Source organism: Stenotrophomonas sp. Ker107b, from assembly GCF_053847245.1.
The window spans coordinates 942,623-959,500 of the sequence record NZ_JBSPHX010000001.1 but is presented as its reverse complement, the minus strand read 5'-3'; the positions used below and the strand labels follow the sequence as shown (position 1 = coordinate 959,500).

Below are 16,878 nucleotides of genomic sequence, written 5' to 3'. Positions count from 1 at the left end.
GCAGATCAGGGCTTGGCGGTCTGCAGGCGGTAGCTGGTGCTGGCCGTGGCGGTCGGACCATCGCCCTGCACGGCACGCACCTCCACCTTGTGCTCGCCTACCGGCAGGTTGGTCGGCAGCGCGCCGCGCCACAGGTGCGGCGACGGCGTGGCTTCCGGCGAGCGGTCGAAACCGCGCAGGCGCTCGGCGGTGTCATCGGCGACGTTCTCCTGCAGCAGGCGCGGGTCCGGCTGCTCGACACGCTTCATCGGCTGCCAGGCACCGTCGTCCACGCGGTACTCCACCAGCGAATCGGCCTGGCCCATGAACACGTTGGCGTACACGCCCCATGCCGGGTAGGCCCCCTGGCGCAGCACCTTCGGCGCATGCAGGGCGATCTGGTAGTCGTCCGGCGCGCGCGCCACATAGTAGCGCAGGCCGTAGTCACCACCGGGCTTGACCGACAGCACCGCATAGCCGTTCGGGGTGCCATCGCTCATGGTCGCATCGGGAATGCCGTTGCTGTCCTTCACCCCCGACCAGAACGCCCCGCACGCCGCGCCCACGTTGTACTCGTGCAGCGGCTTGCTGCCCTGCCAGCCTTCGGCCGCACCGTGGTAGTAGTGCTGCTGGGTGTGGCTGTGGCCGCTGAGCACCAGCACGTTCGGGAACTCCTTGAGCAGCGCGAACAGGCGCGCGCGATCCGCATGACGGAACGTCTCCCGGCCCGGTGCAGCATCGAACAGCGGAATGTGCATGCCGAGCACGATCAAGCGATCACGCTGCAGGCCCTTCAGGTAGTTGGCCAGGAAGGTGAACTGGTCCGCGCGCAGACCGCCGACGTAGCTCGGCTTGGCCTTGGGATCGTAGACCACGTCATCGAGGAACACGAAGCTCGCCCCGCCCTCTTCCACCGCATAGGTATCCGGGCCGTACACGGCGCGCCAGCTGTCCAGCGAGTGCGCGTCGTTGCCGGCGTCCATGTCCAGATCGTGGTTGCCCGGCACATGGAACCATGGCACCTGCAGCTGCGCGGTGACCTTGTTGATGTCCGGGTACAGGCTCAGGTCGTCGTTGACGATATCGCCCAGGGTAGTGCCCAGCCGCGCCGGGTGCTTGCCGATGATCGGCTCGACGATGGCGCGCTGGTAATAACCGATGTCCTGGCGGCTGGCGGTCTGCGAGTCACTGAACACCAGCATCTCGAAACCGTTGCGTGCCGCATCGGTGCCCTTGGCCGGTTCCAGCGCGAAATCCCAGTTGCGGGTGGCGCCGCCGGTGGCGCGGATGCCGTCGTACTTCAGCTTGGGCGAACCCTGCGGCGCGTAGTGGCGCCAGTAGGAAGGCAGCCCGTTGGCGGCGGCCGGGAAGCGGTACTCGTCCGGCTTGATCACGAACACGGTCTGGCCCTCGCGCACCGGCAGGCTGTAGCTGCCATCGGCGGCGGTGCGCACGATCGTTTCCCCGTTGGAGACCTGCACACCGGCCAAGCCGGGATCGGTCGGGCCGCGCCCGGGCTTGCCGTCGCGCTCCTGATACACCTTGCCGGTGACGGTCGTTTCAGCAGCCCAGGCAGGCGAAGTCATCAACAGCAGGCAAGCCAGCCAGGCGGCAGTACGGGTCATCGGGGGCGGTCCGGTCGAGGGTGGGGAAGTGTAGCGCCGCACATCATCGCCTGCACCGCGTTTCACCGACGTTAAACGATGTGCGGCCCGCGCTTACCCCGCGTGGCGAGCCGCCAGCACCGCGACCGCATCATCCAGCGACAGCCCACGCGCACGCAGCAGCACGGTCAGATGAAACAGCAGATCGGCCGACTCGCCCAGCAGCGCGTCATCGTCCTGCACCACCCCTGCCAGCGCGGTCTCCACGCCCTCCTCGCCCACTTTCTGCGCGATGCGGCGGATGTCGCCGTCGAACAGCGACGTGGTGTAGCTACCCGCCGGGCGCTGCTGCTCGCGTTCGCGCACCACGGTATCCAGCCGGCCCAGGAAGTTGCCGGGTGCCTGCGGGAAGCAGCTCTCGCTGCCGGTGTGGCAGGTCGGCCCGGCCGGGCGCGCACTCACCAGCAGGGTGTCGTTGTCGCAGTCGATCCGCACGGCAGTCACCGCCAGCACGTTGCCGGAGGATTCGCCCTTGGTCCACAAGCGCTGCTTGCTGCGGCTGAAGAAGGTCATGTGGCCCGTGGCCAGGGTCTGCTCCAGCGACGCCGCATTGGCATAGCCGAGCATCAGCACGCGCAACGTGTCGGTGTCCTGCACCACCACCGGCAACAGGCCATCGCCCTTGCCCCAGTCCAGCTGCGCCAGCGCCTCGCGCGACGGCTGCACGTCAATGGAATTCACCTCAATAGACATCTCGAACCTCGATCTGCTGCTCGCGCAGGAACTGCTTGAGCGCGGGAATGGCAATGGCGCCACTGTGGAACACGCTGGCGGCCAGCGCACCGTCAACATCGGCCTGGTCGAACACATCGGCGAAGTGCTGCATCTCGCCAGCGCCGCCGGAGGCGATCAGTGGCACCTGGCACAGCGCACGCGCCTGGCGCAGCTGCGCCACATCGTAGCCGCGGCGCACGCCATCGCTGTCCATGCAGTTGAGCACGATCTCCCCGGCACCCCGGCGCTGTGCCTCCACCACCCAGTCCAAGGTACGTACGGCCACCGCCTGGGTCTTGTCCGGATCGCCACTGAAGCGGCGCACCCGCCATTGTCCGTCCGCCTCGCGCACCGAGTCGATACCGACCACCACGCACTGGACGCCGAAGGCATCGGCCAGCTCCTCGATCAGGTCGGGCCGTCCGAGAGCCGGCGAGTTGATCGAGATCTTGTCGGCGCCGGCATGCAGCACGCGCCGTGCGGTCTCCACATCGCTGATCCCGCCAGCCACACAGAACGGAATGTCGATCAAGCGCGCGATGCGCTCGATCCAGGCCACGTCCACCGCGCGCCCTTCCGGGCTGGCGCCGATGTCGTAGAACACGAGTTCATCCGCGCCCTGGTCGCGGTAGCGCATCGCCAGTTCGGCGATATCGCCCATGTCCACGTGATCGCGGAAGCGCACGCCCTTGACCACGCGACCATCGCGCACATCCAGGCATGGAATCAGGCGGCGGCTCAACATGCCAGCGCTCCTTCCAGGGTCATGCGCCCTTCCAGCAATGCCTTGCCGAGGATCGCCCCGCCGCAGCCGACCGCCTTGGCCTGGGCGACATCGTCCGCATCGCGCACGCCACCGGAGGCCTGCACCGCCACGCCGGGAAGCCGTGCGGCCAGATGCCGGTAGAGATCGATGTTCGGCCCGGACAGCATGCCGTCGCGGGCGATATCCGTGCACAGCAGGTGCTGCATGCCCGCCTCTGCGTAGCGCTGGGCCAACACGTCCAGCGTGTCCTCGGCGGTCTCGGTCCAGCCATGCACCGGCAACAGCCAGCGGCCGTCCTCGGCCTGGCGCGCGTCCAGCGCGATGGTCAGCCGTTCCGGACCGAACTCGCGCAGCCAGCCGATCACGGTGTCGGGCTCACGGACCGAAACCGAGCCCACCACCACGCGGGTGGCACCGGCATCGAGGATGCGCGCGACGTCATCGCGCGAGCGCACACCGCCGCCGGTCTGCACCTTCAGGCCGGTCTGCGATGCGATCGAGGACAGCAGCGGTGCCAGCGTGTAGCCACCGGCGCGGGCCGCATCCAGATCCACCAGGTGAATCCAGCTCGCGCCCGCCGCGGCAAAGGCCTGCGCGCGCGGCAGCGGGTCATCGCCGTAGGTGGTCTGCTGCGCGTAGTCCCCCTGCAGCAGCCGCACCACGCGGCCTTCGCGGATATCCAGGGCGGGATAGACGATGAAACTCATGTCGGTTCGTTCTCGATGAAATTGCGCAGGATGCGCGCGCCGGTATCGGCCGAGCGCTCCGGGTGGAACTGGGCACCACTGTGCCGGCCGCGCTGCACGACGGCCGCGAACAGCCCGCCGTGATCGCAGGCCGCGACCGTGTCTTCGCCCAGGGGCGCGGCGTAGCTGTGGACGAAGTACGCGCTGGCCCGCGCCGGCACGCCGGCCAGCAGCGCTGACTCGCGCAGGGGCAACAGCCGGTTCCAGCCCATGTGCGGCACACGGATGCCGGTGGCAGGACGCAGGTGGCGCACGACCCCGGGCAACAGGCCCAGGCATTCGACGTGGCCTTCCTCGGAGCCGTCGAACAGCAGCTGCATGCCCAGGCAGATCCCGAGCAGCGGCACCTGCAGCTCGCGCAGCGGCTGCACCAGACCCTGCGCGTGCAGACGCGCCATGCCGTGCGGGGCCGCACCAACGCCGGGCAGGATCACCCGCGAGACACCTTCCAGGCCCTGCGCATCGCGCACCAGCCGCACCTGCACGCCCAGCCGTTCCAGCGCATAGCGGACCGAGCCGAGGTTGGCGCCACCCGCATCGATCAGCGCAACCTCGGTCACAGTGCCCCCTTGGTGCTCGGCAACGCCGTGCCTTGGCGTGGCAAGGCCTGGCGCAGCGCGCGCGCCAGCGCCTTGAAGCAGGCCTCGACCTTGTGGTGGTCGTTGTCGCCGCGCACGCTCAGGTGCAGGTTCAACCCGGCCGCATCGCACAGCGAACGGAAGAAGTGCGGCACCAGCTCGGTCGGCATGTCGCCCACCCGCTCGCGCTTGAACTCGCCTTCAAAGACGAAATACGGGCGGCCACTGAAATCCAGCGCGGCACTGGCCAGGGTTTCATCCATCGGCAGGGTGAAGCCGTAGCGACCGATGCCGCGCTTGTCGCCGAGCGCCTCGCGCAGCGCCTGGCCCAGCGCCAGACCGGTATCTTCAATGGTGTGGTGCTCGTCGATGTGCAGGTCGCCCTCGGCCTGCACGCTCAGCGCGAAGCCGCCGTGCTTGCCGATCTGCTCCAGCATGTGATCGAAGAACGGCAGCCCGGTGTGGGTCTGCGGCTCGGCGGTGCGATCCAGATCGACCTCGACCCGGATCTTCGTTTCCTTGGTGTTGCGCTGCACGGTGGCGCGGCGCGGCGCATCGGCCAGCTCATGCGCGATCGAGGTCCAGTCCCAGTCGCCGCCGAACTGCTCGGTGCGCAGCTGGAAGCCACGGATCTTCATGTTCTCGGCGAACTGGATATCGGTCAGGCGGTCACCCACCATCGCCGAGCGCGACCAGTCGATGCTGCGGTCCTGCAGATACGGCAGCATCAGGCCGATACCCGGCTTGCGGGTCGGTGCGTTGTCCTGCGGCCAGGTGCCGTCGATCAGGACGTCACGGAAGGTGATGCCCTGGCTGGCGAAGATCTGCAGCATCAGGTCGTTGGGGCCATCGAAGCTGGCCTGCGGATAGCCTTCGGTGCCCAGGCCATCCTGGTTGCTGACGATCACGAACTGATAGCCCGCATCGCGCAGCTTGAGCATCGCCGGGATCACATCGCGCACGAAGCGCAGCTTCTCGTAGGCGTCGATCTGGAAATCGGCGGGCTCTTCGATGAGGGTGCCGTCGCGGTCGACGAACAGAATCGGGGTCATGCGGCAGCCCTCCGGGCCATCAGGGCGGCGAGTACGCGGTCGTTCTGGTCCGGGCTGCCGAGGGTGATGCGCAGTGCATCGCCCAGTTGCGGCGCGGCACGCTGGTCACGCACCACCACACCGGCGGCGAGCAGCGCATCGAACGCGCCCTGCGCGTCGGCAAAGCGGGCCAGCAGGTAGTTGCCCTGCGAGGGATAGACACGCACCACGCCGGGAAGCGCGACCAGGCCGGACTGCAGGCGGGTACGTTCGGCCTTGATCTTCGCGATGCGCTGGGTGGTGATGGCCAGGCTCTCGGCGCCGAGACCGGCCAACGCCAGCTCGGCACAGGGCGCGGGTACCGGGTACGGCGCCTGGCAGCGGCGCAGCACCTGGATCAGGGCAGCATCGGCGATCAGGCTGCCAATGCGCGCGGCCGCCAGCGCATGCGCCTTGGACAGCGTGCGCAGCACCGCGATGTTTTCGTAACGGCTCAACAGCGTGGTCGCGGACGGCTGCTCGGCATACTCCCCGTAGGCCTCATCCACCACCACCAGCGCCCTGCCCTGCAACGCGATGGCCACCCGCTCGATCTCGGCCAACGGGATCACGCTGCCCGCCGGATTGGACGGCGAGCACAGGAACACCAGCTTGGCGTTACCACCCAGCGCCGCGGCGATCACCGCATCGATATCGGCGACCAGCGCATCGCCCTGATCGACCAGGGGCACCTCGATCAGCGGCGCGTTCTGCAGACGGGCGCAGACGGCATACATGCCGAACACCGGTGGCGTGGTCACCACTGCATCGCGGCCCGGCTCGCACAGCGCGCGCACCAGCAGATCGATGGCCTCGTCGCTGCCACGGCCGATCAGCAGTTGTTCGGACGAGCAGCCGTACAGCTCGGCCAGCCGATCACGCAACGCCGCCGGCTGCGGGTCGGGATAGCGCCGCGCGCCGCCCGCGGCGTCGGCCGGATTGGCCCACGCCGACTCATTCGCGTTGAGCCAGACATCCCCGACCAGCGCACTGCTGCGCGCCGAGGAATACCCGGCAAACGCCTGCAGGTCGGCACGCACCAGGGACAGGAGGGAGCCAGTGCTCATGCGGCCGCCTCCATGCGCAGAGTCACCGCGTTCTCGTGAGCATCCAGGCCTTCGGCGCGTGCCAGCACACGGGCACACTCGCCGATCGCCGCGATGCCGGCGGCGGTGGCCGACTGCACGCTGATCAGGTTCTGGAAGCTGGCGACGCTGACGCCGCTGTAGGCACGCGCGGCACCGGCAGTAGGCAGCACATGGTTGGTGCCACTGCAGTAATCGCCCAGCGCTTCGGGGGTGTAATCCCCAAGGAACACCGAACCGGCGGCCTCAACGTTCTCCAACCAGGCGCGCGGCTCGCGCAGCGCCAGGATCAAGTGCTCCGGGGCATACCGGTTGCTGATCGCGAAGGCGTCGTCCAGCGACTCGACCAGGATCAAACGCGAGGACGCCAGCGCCTGCGTCGCGATTTCCGCGCGCGACAACTGCGCCAGCTGCGCTTCCACCGCAGCCTCGACCCGGTCCACCATCGCCGCGTCATCGGTCAGCAGCAGCACCTGCGAATCCGGGCCGTGCTCGGCCTGCGAGAGCAGATCGGCGGCGACGAATGCCGGAGTGGCACCGGCATCGGCAATCACCAGCACTTCGGACGGCCCGGCCGGCATGTCGATCGCTGCGGCACCGTCCTGGGCAACCTGTTGCTTGGCTTCGGTCACGTAACTATTGCCCGGGCCATACAGCTTGTCGCAGGCCGGCACGCTGTCAGTGCCATACGCCATCGCCGCGATCGCCTGGGCGCCGCCCAGCTTGAACACGCGGTGCACGCCGGTCAGGCGCGCGGCCACCAGCACGGCAGGATCGGCGCTGCCGTCCTTGCGCGGCGGCGTGCACAACACGACTTCCCGGCAGCCGGCCAGCTGTGCGGGCACGCCCAGCATCAGCGCGGTGGACGGCAACGGCGCGCTGCCGGCCGGCACATACAGACCCACCCGACCGATCGGCCGCACCACGCGTTCGCAACGCACGCCGGGCGCGGTCTCGACCGCATAGCCCTGGCTCATGCCGGCCTGGTGGAAGGTACGGATACGTGCGGCGGCATCGATCATCGCCTGGCGCAGTTCGGCCGAGACGGCCTGCTCGGCGGCGGCGAACTCCGCCTCGCTGACCTCGAAGGTCTCCGGTGCCACCCCGTCGAAGCGCAGGGTGATCTCGCGCAGTGCGGCATCACCGCCCTCGCGCACCGCTGCGATCAATGCGGCGACGGACTCACGGGTACGCGCCGCCACGGCCTGGACCGGGCGCTGCAGCGCCTGCGCCTGGGCGCCGGCATCCAATTGGGACCACGTCAAACGATTCATGCCAGCGACCGCTCCACACTCAGCACCATCAATCCCTGCGCGCCCGCGCGCTCCAGGTCCTCCAACCGCTGCCAGGTCAACGCACCGTGGCACATGGTCTGCAAACGCAGGTGGCCGCCGTCATCGGGCAGCTGCACCAGCGGATCGGCATCGGGCAGCAGGCGGGTCAACTCGGAGACGCGGTCCAGCGCGGCGCGGAACATCAGCAGCTTGCTGTCCTGCACCTTCACCACGCCATCAAGACGACGCAGCAGCATGGCCATCAGACCGGCGCGGGCATCATCGGGTGTACGGACCGGGCCGGCCAGCACCGCTTCGCTTTCCAGCAGTGTTTCGACCGGCTTGAGCTGGTTGGCGGCCAGGGTGGCGCCGCTGGAGACCAGATCGCAGATCAGATCGGCCGTGCCCAGGCGGGGGGCGATTTCGACCGAGCCGGACAGCTCGACCACCTGGGCATCCACGCCGCGCTCGGCCAACCAGTCGGCCAGGATCGCGGGGTAGCTGGTGGCGATGCGCTTGCCGGCCAGCTGCTCCACGCCGGTCCATTCCCACTCCTCCGGCACCGCCAGCATCAGCCGGCACTGGCCGAAGTTGAGCCCGCGCAGCGCCTGGTAGGCATCCGGAAGGCCGATCCGGCGGCGGGCGGCACCCTGTTCGTCGAGCTCGTTGCGGCCGACGATGCCGAAGTCGCACACGCCATCGGCGATCAGGCCGGGGATATCGTCGTCGCGGACCAGCAGCAGATCCACCGGCAGCGATTCGCCGTAGCAGAACAGCTTGTCGCGGCTCTGCCGCCAGCTCAGCCCGCAGGCGGTCAACAGGCTGCGGGCGGGCTCGGCCAGCCGCCCGTTCTTCTGGATGGCGATACGCAGCCGGTCACGTGCCGGGGCGGTCTGGGTTGCACTCATGGGGGAGGTCTCTACTCGGATTCGGGGGAGGTCGGCGTGGCGGCGATGGCGGCGGCGTAACCGCCGTGGCCGTGGTCCAGCGAGCGCGCCACGCGCCCGGTGGTGGTCACGCTGACCCCGGTCAACTCATGGATCTCGCGATACGGAACGCTTTGCTGCAGCAGCGGCACGACCTTCCAGCGGTCGGACAGCGCTTCCAGCTCGGCGGGGGTGCACAGATCGCGCAGGAACGCGGTCACCGCGACCGGATCGGACAGGGCAGCAAAGGCACGCGCCAGCGAGGCCAGATCGGCCTGGGCGTCTTTCTCGCGGGGGACGGGACGTAGTTTCATCGTATCAATGTAATAGCGTGCTATTACATTAGCGCAACTGAAGGCCTACGGTCAAACCGCCGCCGCAGGCGGACTGGGCCTGTTCAGGGTCTGGAAACGCGCAACGCCCGCATTGGCGGGCGTCGTGATGCGTATCCACAAGGAGGCGTGCCAACCCACGGTCGGCACCTACCGGCACCGGACCTCGGCACGCAGTGCGCCCCTGCGCAGGCATTCGCCGAGCAGGCTGCCCTGGCGACTGGGGAGTGACTCCACGGCCTCCAGGGGTCCGGCACCGCCGGGACACTGGTTCCCGGCCAGCGCGCGCAGGTCGTGCTCAAGCTGTTCCCGATCAATTACATGGCAGCGATCGACCGAGAGCTGGTAGTGCCCCGGGCCGATCCGCTGGCTGCGCAGCGCCGGATCACTCTGGCAGGCGGCGAGCAGGAGCACCATCAGCGCTCCTGCCCCAAGCCGCTTCATGCCATGGCCTTGGCCTGCTCCAGCTCGACCTGCAGCGCGCTGGCCAGCTCGTCGCGGGCAACCTCGAACTGCTGCTCGCGCAGCAGATCCTTGACCGCCACCACGCCACGCGCCAGCTCATCTTCACCAGCCAGCACGACGAAACGGATGCCGGCCTTGGCCGCGTACTGGAACTGCTTGCCGATCTTCTTCGGCTCCATCTGCACTTCGGCGTTGATGCCGCCCACGCGCAGGCGACGGGCGATATCCAGCGACTCGGGCAGGCCGTTGTCATCCATCAGGGCCACCAGCGCATGCACGCTGCTGTCCTCGATACCGGCGATCAGGCCGGCTTCGCGCAGCTGCCAGAACAGGCGGGTCAGGCCGATGGAGATGCCCACGCCCGGCAGCTTGGACTTGCTGTAGTGGCTGGCCAGGTCTTCATATCGGCCGCCCGAGCAGATCGAGCCGATCTGCGGGTGGTCGGTCAGCGTGGTCTCGTAGACGGTGCCGGTGTAGTAATCCAGGCCGCGTGCGATCGAGAAGTTCAGGCAGTACGCGGTTTCCGGCACGCCCAGTGCCTTGACCAGCTGCAGCACTTCGCGCAGCTCGGCCACGCCCTGCTTGAGCGTCTCGCTGGCGGCGCCGTCGACCAGCAGCGCATCCAGCTGCGCCAGTGCATCGGCATGGCTGCTCGAACGCACCGCCACGAAGGCCAGGATGCGCTCGACCTGCTCGGCCGGAATGGCAAAGCCCTCGCCCACCAGCGTCTCGCGCACGTAATCGGCGCCACGCTTGTCCAGCTTGTCCACTTCGCGCAGCACGGCCAGCTGGCGCTCGCCATCGGCCACGCCCAGGCTTTCGAAGAACCCGCGCATCAGCTTGCGGTTGTTGAGCTGCACCGAGAAATCACCGATGCGCAGTTCGGCGAACACCGCGTGGATGACCGCCAGCACTTCGGCGTCATAGCGGGTGCTCAGCGCGTCCTTGCCGATCACATCGATGTCGCACTGGTAGAACTCGCGGAAACGGCCCCGCTGGGCACGCTCACCGCGGTACACACGCTGCATCTGGTAACGGCGGAACGGGAAGGTCAGGTCGTGTTCGTGCTCAGCGACGTAGCGCGCCAGCGGCACGGTCAGATCGAAGCGCAGGGCCAGCTCGGGCAGCGCTTTCTCTTCGGCTTCGGCGGCATTGGCCAGCGCGCCGGTGGACTGCACGAAATACACCTGGCGCTCGGTCTCGCCACCGGATTTGGTCAGCAGCACATCGGACAGCTCGAACACCGGGGTTTCCACCGGCAGGAACCCGAACCGCTCGTAGTTGCGGCGGATGACGTCCAGCATGCGCTGGAACGCGATCTGCTCACGCGGCAGCAATTCCATGATGCCGGGCGGCGTACGGGGCTTGATCACTTGCGGGACTCCTGCGGAAACGGGGGGATGAGCGAGCGGCATATTCTAGCCGCAGCCAGCGCAACGAGCCGCATCCGGGCAGCGGGACCGGGCCAATGGCGGCATGACGTATCATAGGCAGGTCCCGCTTGCTGACCTGACATGACCCGGCCCCACTCCGGTACCGCGCTTTCCGCTGTTGAAGACCCCGCCGCCCCCGGTTGCTCGCCCCTGCGCGACTGCCTGCATTGCTCGGTACGGCATCTGGCGGTCTGCTCGGCACTGTCGCCGGATGAAGTGCAGGCGCTGGAACGCGTCACCGTGTCCCAGGCACTGCCGCTGGGGTCCACCCTGGCCCGTGCCGGTGAGCCACGCCAACATGTCTATACGATTACCGCCGGTGCGCTGCGCCTGGTCCGCACGTTGGCCGATGGCCGTCGCCAGATCAGCGGCTTCGTGCTGCCTGGCGACTTCCTGGGCTTGAGCGGCAGCGATCACCACCGCTACGACATCGAGGCCATCGCCGACAGCCGGGTCTGCCGCGTGGCCCTGCCGCAGATGAAGGACCTGCGCTCGCGCTTCCCGCATCTGGAACGCAAGCTGCTGCAGCGCGCCTGCCAGGAGCTGGATGCCGCGCAGGATGCCGCGATGGCGCTGGGCCGGTTGCAGCCGGCCGAGAAGGTCGCCGATTTCCTGCTGCGCCTGGCCGCGCGTGAAGCGCTGCTCGGTGAGCCGGGGCTGCGCGTGACGCTGCCGATGGGCCGTGGTGACATCGCCGACCATCTCGGCCTGACCATGGAAACCGTCAGCCGCACCTTCACCAAGCTGCGCCAGCAGGGCCTCATCGCCCTGCCCCATCTGAACACCGTCGAGATCCTGGACGAAGCCGGCCTGCAGAAGCTCTCGGCCGACGAGTCGTACTGACCCCGCCTCACCGGCGCAACAGCACCTCACGCAGCGCCCCATACGCCGGTGCACAGGCTTCGGCCTGCGCGGGCCGCTCCAGCAGCGCGGCCAAGGCCGGCGGCACGTCCAGCGCCTGCCCGATCAGCGGTTCCACCACCGACTCGAACTTGGCCGGGTGCGCCGTCGCCGCGACTGCCCAGTGCCCCTGTGCACCCGCGGCGCGCAGGTGCTCCAGGCGGGCCACCGCCGTCGCCGTATGCGGGCAGAACACCTCGCCATGCAGATCATGGCGCCGCTTGATCAGTTCGCGGATGGCCGCGTCATCGATCGCCTCCGCGCTGAATGCAGCGCGCAGTGCCACATCGTCGTCGTTGTAAAGCCAGCGCAGCCGCTCGAAGTTGCTCGGTGCGCCCACGTCCATCGCATTGGCGATAGTGGCGACGCTGGTCTGTGCCTGGTAGGCCTCGCCGTGGAAGTAGCGCGGCAACACATCATTGGCGTTGGTTGCCAGCGCGATCTGCCCCAACGGCAGGCCCATCGCCCGCGCCAGGATCGCCGCCATCGCATTGCCGAGGTTGCCGGTCGGGATCACCAGGTTGAGCACATGCCCGGTCTGTGCCTGATGGACCAGCGCGGCGTGTGCGTAGTAGCTCATCTGCGGCAGCCAGCGGCCCAGGCTGATGCTGTTGGCAGAGCTCAACGGCACCGCGTCCTGCAGCTCGCGATCACCCAGCGCCTGCTTCACCATCGCCTGGCAATCGTCGAACGATCCGGCAACGCGCAGCGTATGGATGTTGTCGCCGAAGCACCCCAGCTGATGCGCCTGACGCGGCGAAACCCGGCCGTCCGGGTACAACACCACTACCCGGATCCCCGGCTGGCGATGGAAGGCGGCAGCAACCGCCGCCCCGGTATCGCCGGAGGTGGCGACCACGATCGTCAGCGGACGCTCCCGGCCTTCCTGAAGACGGGCCAGACACGCCGCGAGGAAGCGCGCACCGAAGTCCTTGAACGCAGCCGTCGGCCCATGGAACAGCTCCAGCACATGGTCATCGGCGGTCGCCAGGGGGCGCAGTGGTGCATCGAAGTTGAAGGCCTGCTCGCAGAGTTCGGGCAGCACCTGCTCCAGGGCATCGTCATGGAAATACGGCGCCAGCACGGCTGCAGCCGTCTGCGCGAAAGAACCCTGCGCCGACCAGTGCTGAAGACGCGGGCGGTGTTCGGGGACATACAGGCCCCCATCCGGGGCAAGACCCGCGGCAAGCGCCTGGCTGAGTGAAGCGGCGGGTGCAGCGTGACGCGTGGAAACGAACTTCATCGGACATCCCAGAGTAGAAAGAGTGGACGCGTCACAGCAAGCGCGCGGCGGGCGCATTCAAGGGCGACACCCAGCCCTGGCTGTCGAAGCCGGCCTCGGCAAATGCCTGTTGCACGGCCGCCTGCGCAGCAAGGGCGGCATCACGCTGCTCGAACCAGGCAAACACGCTCGGCCCTGCGCCGGAAATACTGGCGCCCATCGCCCCGCCCGCCAGCGCCGCGTCGCGCGCGGCGGCGAACCCGGTGATCAGACCGGCACGGCGCGGTTCGACCAGCACATCACGCAGCCCGGCACGGATCAACGCGGCATCGCCGGTGTAGCAGCCACTGAGCACCAGCGCCAGATTCGCGCTCTGCGCGACGAACTCGCCCAACGCGTAATGCCCCTGCAGCGCGGCGCGCGCGCGGCGGGTCTCCAGCACCGCCTCGGGATGCACCAGCAGGCTGTGCCAGGCCGCGGGGACCGGCACCGGCACCAGCCGGTCCGCCGTACTCAGTACCAGCCCACCCAGCAGCATCGGCCCGAGGTTGTCGCCGTGGCGGCCGCCACTGGCCACGGCCTCGCCGGTCAACGCGAACGGATACAGCGCCTCGCGCGACAACGGCTGCGGCAACAGCGCATTGGCCGCGACCAGCGCCGCCACGCACGACGCGGCCGACCCGCCCATGCCCGAGCCCAGCGCGATGCCCTTGTCGATCTCCACCTCGAAGCCGAACGGCAGATCCAGCGCGGTATGCAGCGCAATCAACGCCGCACCGGCCGTGTTGTCCTCGGCCACCAATGGCAGGTCCACCGTGGTGCCGCGGATCGCCCGGATGCGCACGGTAGGCAACTCGATGCGCCGCACCGTCACGGTATCGCCAACGCCCTCGATGGCATGGCCAAGGATGTCAAACCCGACCCCCACGTTGCCGACCGAGGCCGGCGCGAACGCGCGTGCTTCCGTCATGCTGCCCTCACTCACAGACGTGCTCCTTCACCCACCGCCACGCGCAGCACATCGGCGAACACGCCGGCGGCGGTCACCTCCGGCCCCGCGCCCGGTCCCTGCACCACCAGCGGGTTGTCGCAGTAGCGACGCGTAGTGAACTGCACGACATTGTCGGTCAGGCGCAGGTTCGCGAAGGCATGCCCGACCGGCAGCGCGACCAGGCCGACTTCAGCACCGTCCGGCGTGAGGCGCGCCACATAGCGCAGCACGGCACCGTCCGCCCTGGCAGCCGCCAGGCGCTCGGCGAACACCGCATCGATCTGCGGCAGGCCGGCCATGAAGTCGTCCACGCTGGCCTGGCGCAGCGCCTCAGGCACCAGGCTTTCCACGCGCACCTGCTCCAGGCTGAGCTCACGGCCCGCCTCACGCGCCAGGATCACCAGCTTGCGCGCGACATCCACGCCGGAAAGGTCATCGCGCGGGTCCGGCTCGGTATAGCCCATGCCACGCGCCTGGCTGACCAGCTCGGAGAACGGCACCTGGCCGTCGTACTTGTTGAACAGCCACGCCAGCGTGCCGGAGAAGATGCCGTCGATCGCCAGCACCTCATCGCCGGTATCGACCAGGTCGCGCAGCGTGGTGATCACCGGCAGGCCGGCACCCACCGTGGCTTCATAGCGGAAGCGCGCGCCACTGCCGGCCGCTGCCTCGCGGATGGCGTGATAGCGCTCCAGCGGGCCGGCACCGGCCTGTTTGTTCGGGGTGACCACATGGATGCCCGCGGCCAGCCAGCCGGCATAGCGGTCGGCCACGTCCGCGCTGCCGCTGCAATCGATGATCAGCGCGTGCGGCAGATGCGCGGACAGCAGATGTTCGGTGAACGCCTCCAGATCACTCGGCTGCGCCGGGCCGGACAGCGCCGCGCGCCAGTCACCTTTCAGACCGCGCTCGTCCAGCACCATGCGCGTGCGCGAGGCGACCGCGCGCAGACGCAGGTCCACATTGGCGCGGCCGAGCAGCTGCACCTGGGCGGCCTGCAGCTGATCCAGCAGGGCCGCACCCACATTGCCCGGGCCGATCACACCGACCGAGAACGTCTGCGGCGACAGCCAGAACCCGGCATGTGCCGCGCGCAGGGCCTTGGTCGCATGGCGGCTGTCCACCGCCACCGAGATGTTGCGTTCCGACGAGCCCTGCGCGATCGCCAGAATGTTCACCTGCGCGCGGCCCAGCGACTCGAACAGGCGCGCGGCCACGCCGGGCTGGCCGGCCATGCCATCGCCAACGGCGGCCAGCACGCTCACGTTGTCGGTCAGCTGCACGCGCTGCACCTGGCCCAGGCTCAACTCATGCGCGAACGCTTGCAGCAGCGATTCGCGCGCCCGCACCGCCTCGGCCTGCTTCACGACGCAGCAGATCGAGTGCTCCGAGGAGCCCTGCGAGATCATCACTACCGACACATGCGCATTGCGCAGCGCCGCGAACACCCGCTCGGCCGTGCCGGGCACACCGATCAGGCCGGTGCCTTCCAGGTTGATCACGGCCAGGTCCGGACTCAGGGTCAGCCCCTTGATCGGACCCGAAACGGTGCGCTCGGCGGTGATGCGCGTGCCCGGATGGTCCGGATGGAAGGTGTTGCGGATGATGATCGGCAGGCCGCGCTCGATCGCCGGCGACATCGTCTGCGGGTGGACCACTTTGGCGCCGAAATAGGCCAGTTCGCAGGCTTCGTCATAGCTCAGCGCTTCCAGCTGGACCGCCTCGGGCACCACCCGCGGGTCGGCCGAGAGCACGCCGTCCACGTCGGTCCAGATGTGCAGCTCATCGGCGTTGAACAACGCGGCGAAGATCGCGCCGGAGTAGTCGCTGCCGTTGCGGCCCAGCGTGGTGATGCGGTCCTGGCGGTCGCGGGCGACAAAACCCGTTGCCACGATGCGCGTTTGCGGGTGCTGCAGGCGCCACTGGGCCAGACGCTCGGCGCTGCGCACCCAGTCCACGTCCACGCCCAGTTCGCCGCGCTCGATCACCAGCACATCGCGCGCGTCCAGCACCGCGCAGTCTTCGCCCAGCGTCTGCAGGTACTTGCCCAGCAGCTGGGCCGAGTACACCTCCCCCATGCCCTGCACGCGATCCAGCACTTCGGTGGGCAGGCCGCCGATCACCGCCAGCGCACCCAGTACCTCGGCCAACTGGTCGAAGCGCTGGTCCAGCCACTCCACCGTTGCCCCGGCGTGTTCACCCAACAAGGCAACCGCCGCACCGCGGTGGCGGGCACGCAGCGCATGCCAGTGCTCGCGCCAGGCCGACCCGTCTTCCGCCGCCAACGTCGCCACGCCGATCAGTGCATCGGTGACGCCCTTCATGGCCGAGACCACGGTGACCTGCATCGCTTCCTCGCGCGCCAGCAGCAACTGCGCGACATGGCGATAACGCTCGGCATCGGCCACCGAGGTGCCGCCGAACTTATGGACCACGGTGGTCACGCCGGCCCGCGCGGCGACGGAGACGGCGGGCTGGCCGGAGGGTGGAGCGGAAGCGGCGACAGAAGACATGCTGACCTCGATGGGAGGCCCCGCGTCACATCAGGTTTGAGAGTTTCCCCCGCCACCTGATCTGGGTGCGGGGCCGTGGTTTTCGGAAATTACGCGAAGACGACGGGCCGCACCGGGCGAGTGGTGGCGGTGGTAATGATGGTGGTACCGGTCGACACGGCCTGGCCGCCCGCGGAGGCGGGAAGGAGCAGGCTGACGTGGGCGGCGGGGGTGACCATGG

16 protein-coding genes are annotated in these 16,878 nt (G+C 68.7%); 1 reads left to right on the top strand and 15 read right to left on the bottom strand.

Features of this window, described 5'->3' with window-relative positions; translation table 11 throughout:
* Positions 1-5 precede the first annotated feature (5 nt).
* The 12 genes from ACWV8V_RS04565 to hisS all read right to left on the bottom strand — a co-directional run bounded on the left by ACWV8V_RS04565 (position 6) and on the right by hisS (position 10,972).
* Positions 6-1,604 carry a calcineurin-like phosphoesterase C-terminal domain-containing protein gene (locus ACWV8V_RS04565; RefSeq protein WP_259261011.1) on the bottom strand — a complete coding sequence of 533 codons (1,599 nt, stop codon included), beginning with the start codon at positions 1,602-1,604 and terminating at the stop codon, positions 6-8.
* Positions 1,605-1,697: 93 nt separating this feature from the next.
* Complete coding sequence (gene hisIE, locus ACWV8V_RS04560; RefSeq protein WP_455899048.1) at positions 1,698-2,336, bottom strand: bifunctional phosphoribosyl-AMP cyclohydrolase/phosphoribosyl-ATP diphosphatase HisIE; 639 nt, start codon at positions 2,334-2,336, stop codon at positions 1,698-1,700.
* The gene (gene hisF / locus ACWV8V_RS04555) at positions 2,326-3,102 is read right to left on the bottom strand and encodes an imidazole glycerol phosphate synthase subunit HisF (RefSeq protein WP_455899047.1); all 777 of its coding nucleotides are present in this window, start codon (positions 3,100-3,102) and stop codon (positions 2,326-2,328) included. The genes hisIE and hisF overlap by 11 nt, the downstream gene beginning before the upstream one ends.
* Positions 3,096-3,830 (bottom strand): 1-(5-phosphoribosyl)-5-[(5-phosphoribosylamino)methylideneamino]imidazole-4-carboxamide isomerase, encoded by a 735-nt coding sequence (gene hisA, locus ACWV8V_RS04550; RefSeq protein ID WP_455899046.1) that lies wholly within the window; start codon positions 3,828-3,830, stop codon positions 3,096-3,098. The genes hisF and hisA overlap by 7 nt, the downstream gene beginning before the upstream one ends.
* A complete protein-coding gene (gene hisH, locus ACWV8V_RS04545; RefSeq protein WP_123729116.1) occupies positions 3,827-4,429 on the bottom strand; it encodes an imidazole glycerol phosphate synthase subunit HisH in 603 nt (200 codons plus the stop codon). The genes hisA and hisH overlap by 4 nt, the downstream gene beginning before the upstream one ends.
* Positions 4,426-5,499 carry a bifunctional histidinol-phosphatase/imidazoleglycerol-phosphate dehydratase HisB gene (hisB, locus tag ACWV8V_RS04540; RefSeq protein ID WP_121036646.1) on the bottom strand — a complete coding sequence of 358 codons (1,074 nt, stop codon included), beginning with the start codon at positions 5,497-5,499 and terminating at the stop codon, positions 4,426-4,428. The genes hisH and hisB overlap by 4 nt, the downstream gene beginning before the upstream one ends.
* Positions 5,496-6,584, bottom strand: coding sequence for a histidinol-phosphate transaminase (hisC, locus tag ACWV8V_RS04535; protein WP_455899045.1), 1,089 nt, complete (start codon positions 6,582-6,584; stop codon positions 5,496-5,498). The genes hisB and hisC overlap by 4 nt, the downstream gene beginning before the upstream one ends.
* Entirely contained in the window at positions 6,581-7,876 is a 1,296-nt protein-coding gene (gene hisD / locus ACWV8V_RS04530) for a histidinol dehydrogenase (RefSeq protein ID WP_455899044.1), read from the bottom strand. The genes hisC and hisD overlap by 4 nt, the downstream gene beginning before the upstream one ends.
* Positions 7,873-8,784 (bottom strand): ATP phosphoribosyltransferase, encoded by a 912-nt coding sequence (gene hisG / locus ACWV8V_RS04525; RefSeq protein ID WP_121036643.1) that lies wholly within the window; start codon positions 8,782-8,784, stop codon positions 7,873-7,875. Before hisG ends, hisD begins: the two co-directional genes overlap by 4 nt.
* An 11-nt stretch (positions 8,785-8,795) precedes the next feature.
* The gene (locus ACWV8V_RS04520; protein ID WP_259261016.1) at positions 8,796-9,116 is read right to left on the bottom strand and encodes a YerC/YecD family TrpR-related protein; all 321 of its coding nucleotides are present in this window, start codon (positions 9,114-9,116) and stop codon (positions 8,796-8,798) included.
* 168 nt (positions 9,117-9,284) lie between these two features.
* Positions 9,285-9,551, bottom strand: coding sequence for a hypothetical protein (locus ACWV8V_RS04515; protein ID WP_455899043.1), 267 nt, complete (start codon positions 9,549-9,551; stop codon positions 9,285-9,287).
* A gap of 23 nt (positions 9,552-9,574) precedes the next feature.
* Positions 9,575-10,972, bottom strand: coding sequence for a histidine--tRNA ligase (gene hisS / locus ACWV8V_RS04510; protein WP_259261018.1), 1,398 nt, complete (start codon positions 10,970-10,972; stop codon positions 9,575-9,577).
* Positions 10,973-11,113: 141 nt separating this feature from the next.
* Here hisS and ACWV8V_RS04505 point away from each other — a divergent pair, with 141 nt between their 5' ends.
* Positions 11,114-11,875, top strand: a complete 762-nt coding sequence (locus ACWV8V_RS04505; protein WP_019183011.1) for a Crp/Fnr family transcriptional regulator — start codon at positions 11,114-11,116, stop codon at positions 11,873-11,875.
* 7 nt (positions 11,876-11,882) lie between these two features.
* On the opposite strand, the gene thrC is transcribed toward ACWV8V_RS04505, so the two are convergent.
* Genes thrC through thrA form a run of 3 tightly spaced genes read right to left on the bottom strand, consistent with a single transcriptional unit; the run spans position 11,883 to position 16,658 of the window.
* Positions 11,883-13,175, bottom strand: a complete 1,293-nt coding sequence (thrC, locus tag ACWV8V_RS04500; RefSeq protein ID WP_455899042.1) for a threonine synthase — start codon at positions 13,173-13,175, stop codon at positions 11,883-11,885.
* Positions 13,176-13,206: 31 nt separating this feature from the next.
* Entirely contained in the window at positions 13,207-14,124 is a 918-nt protein-coding gene (locus tag ACWV8V_RS04495) for a homoserine kinase (RefSeq protein WP_455899041.1), read from the bottom strand.
* Positions 14,125-14,135: 11 nt separating this feature from the next.
* On the bottom strand, positions 14,136-16,658 hold the full coding sequence (thrA, locus tag ACWV8V_RS04490) for a bifunctional aspartate kinase/homoserine dehydrogenase I (protein ID WP_455899040.1): 2,523 nt from the start codon (positions 16,656-16,658) through the stop codon (positions 14,136-14,138).
* Between the last annotated feature and the right edge of the window lie 220 nt (positions 16,659-16,878).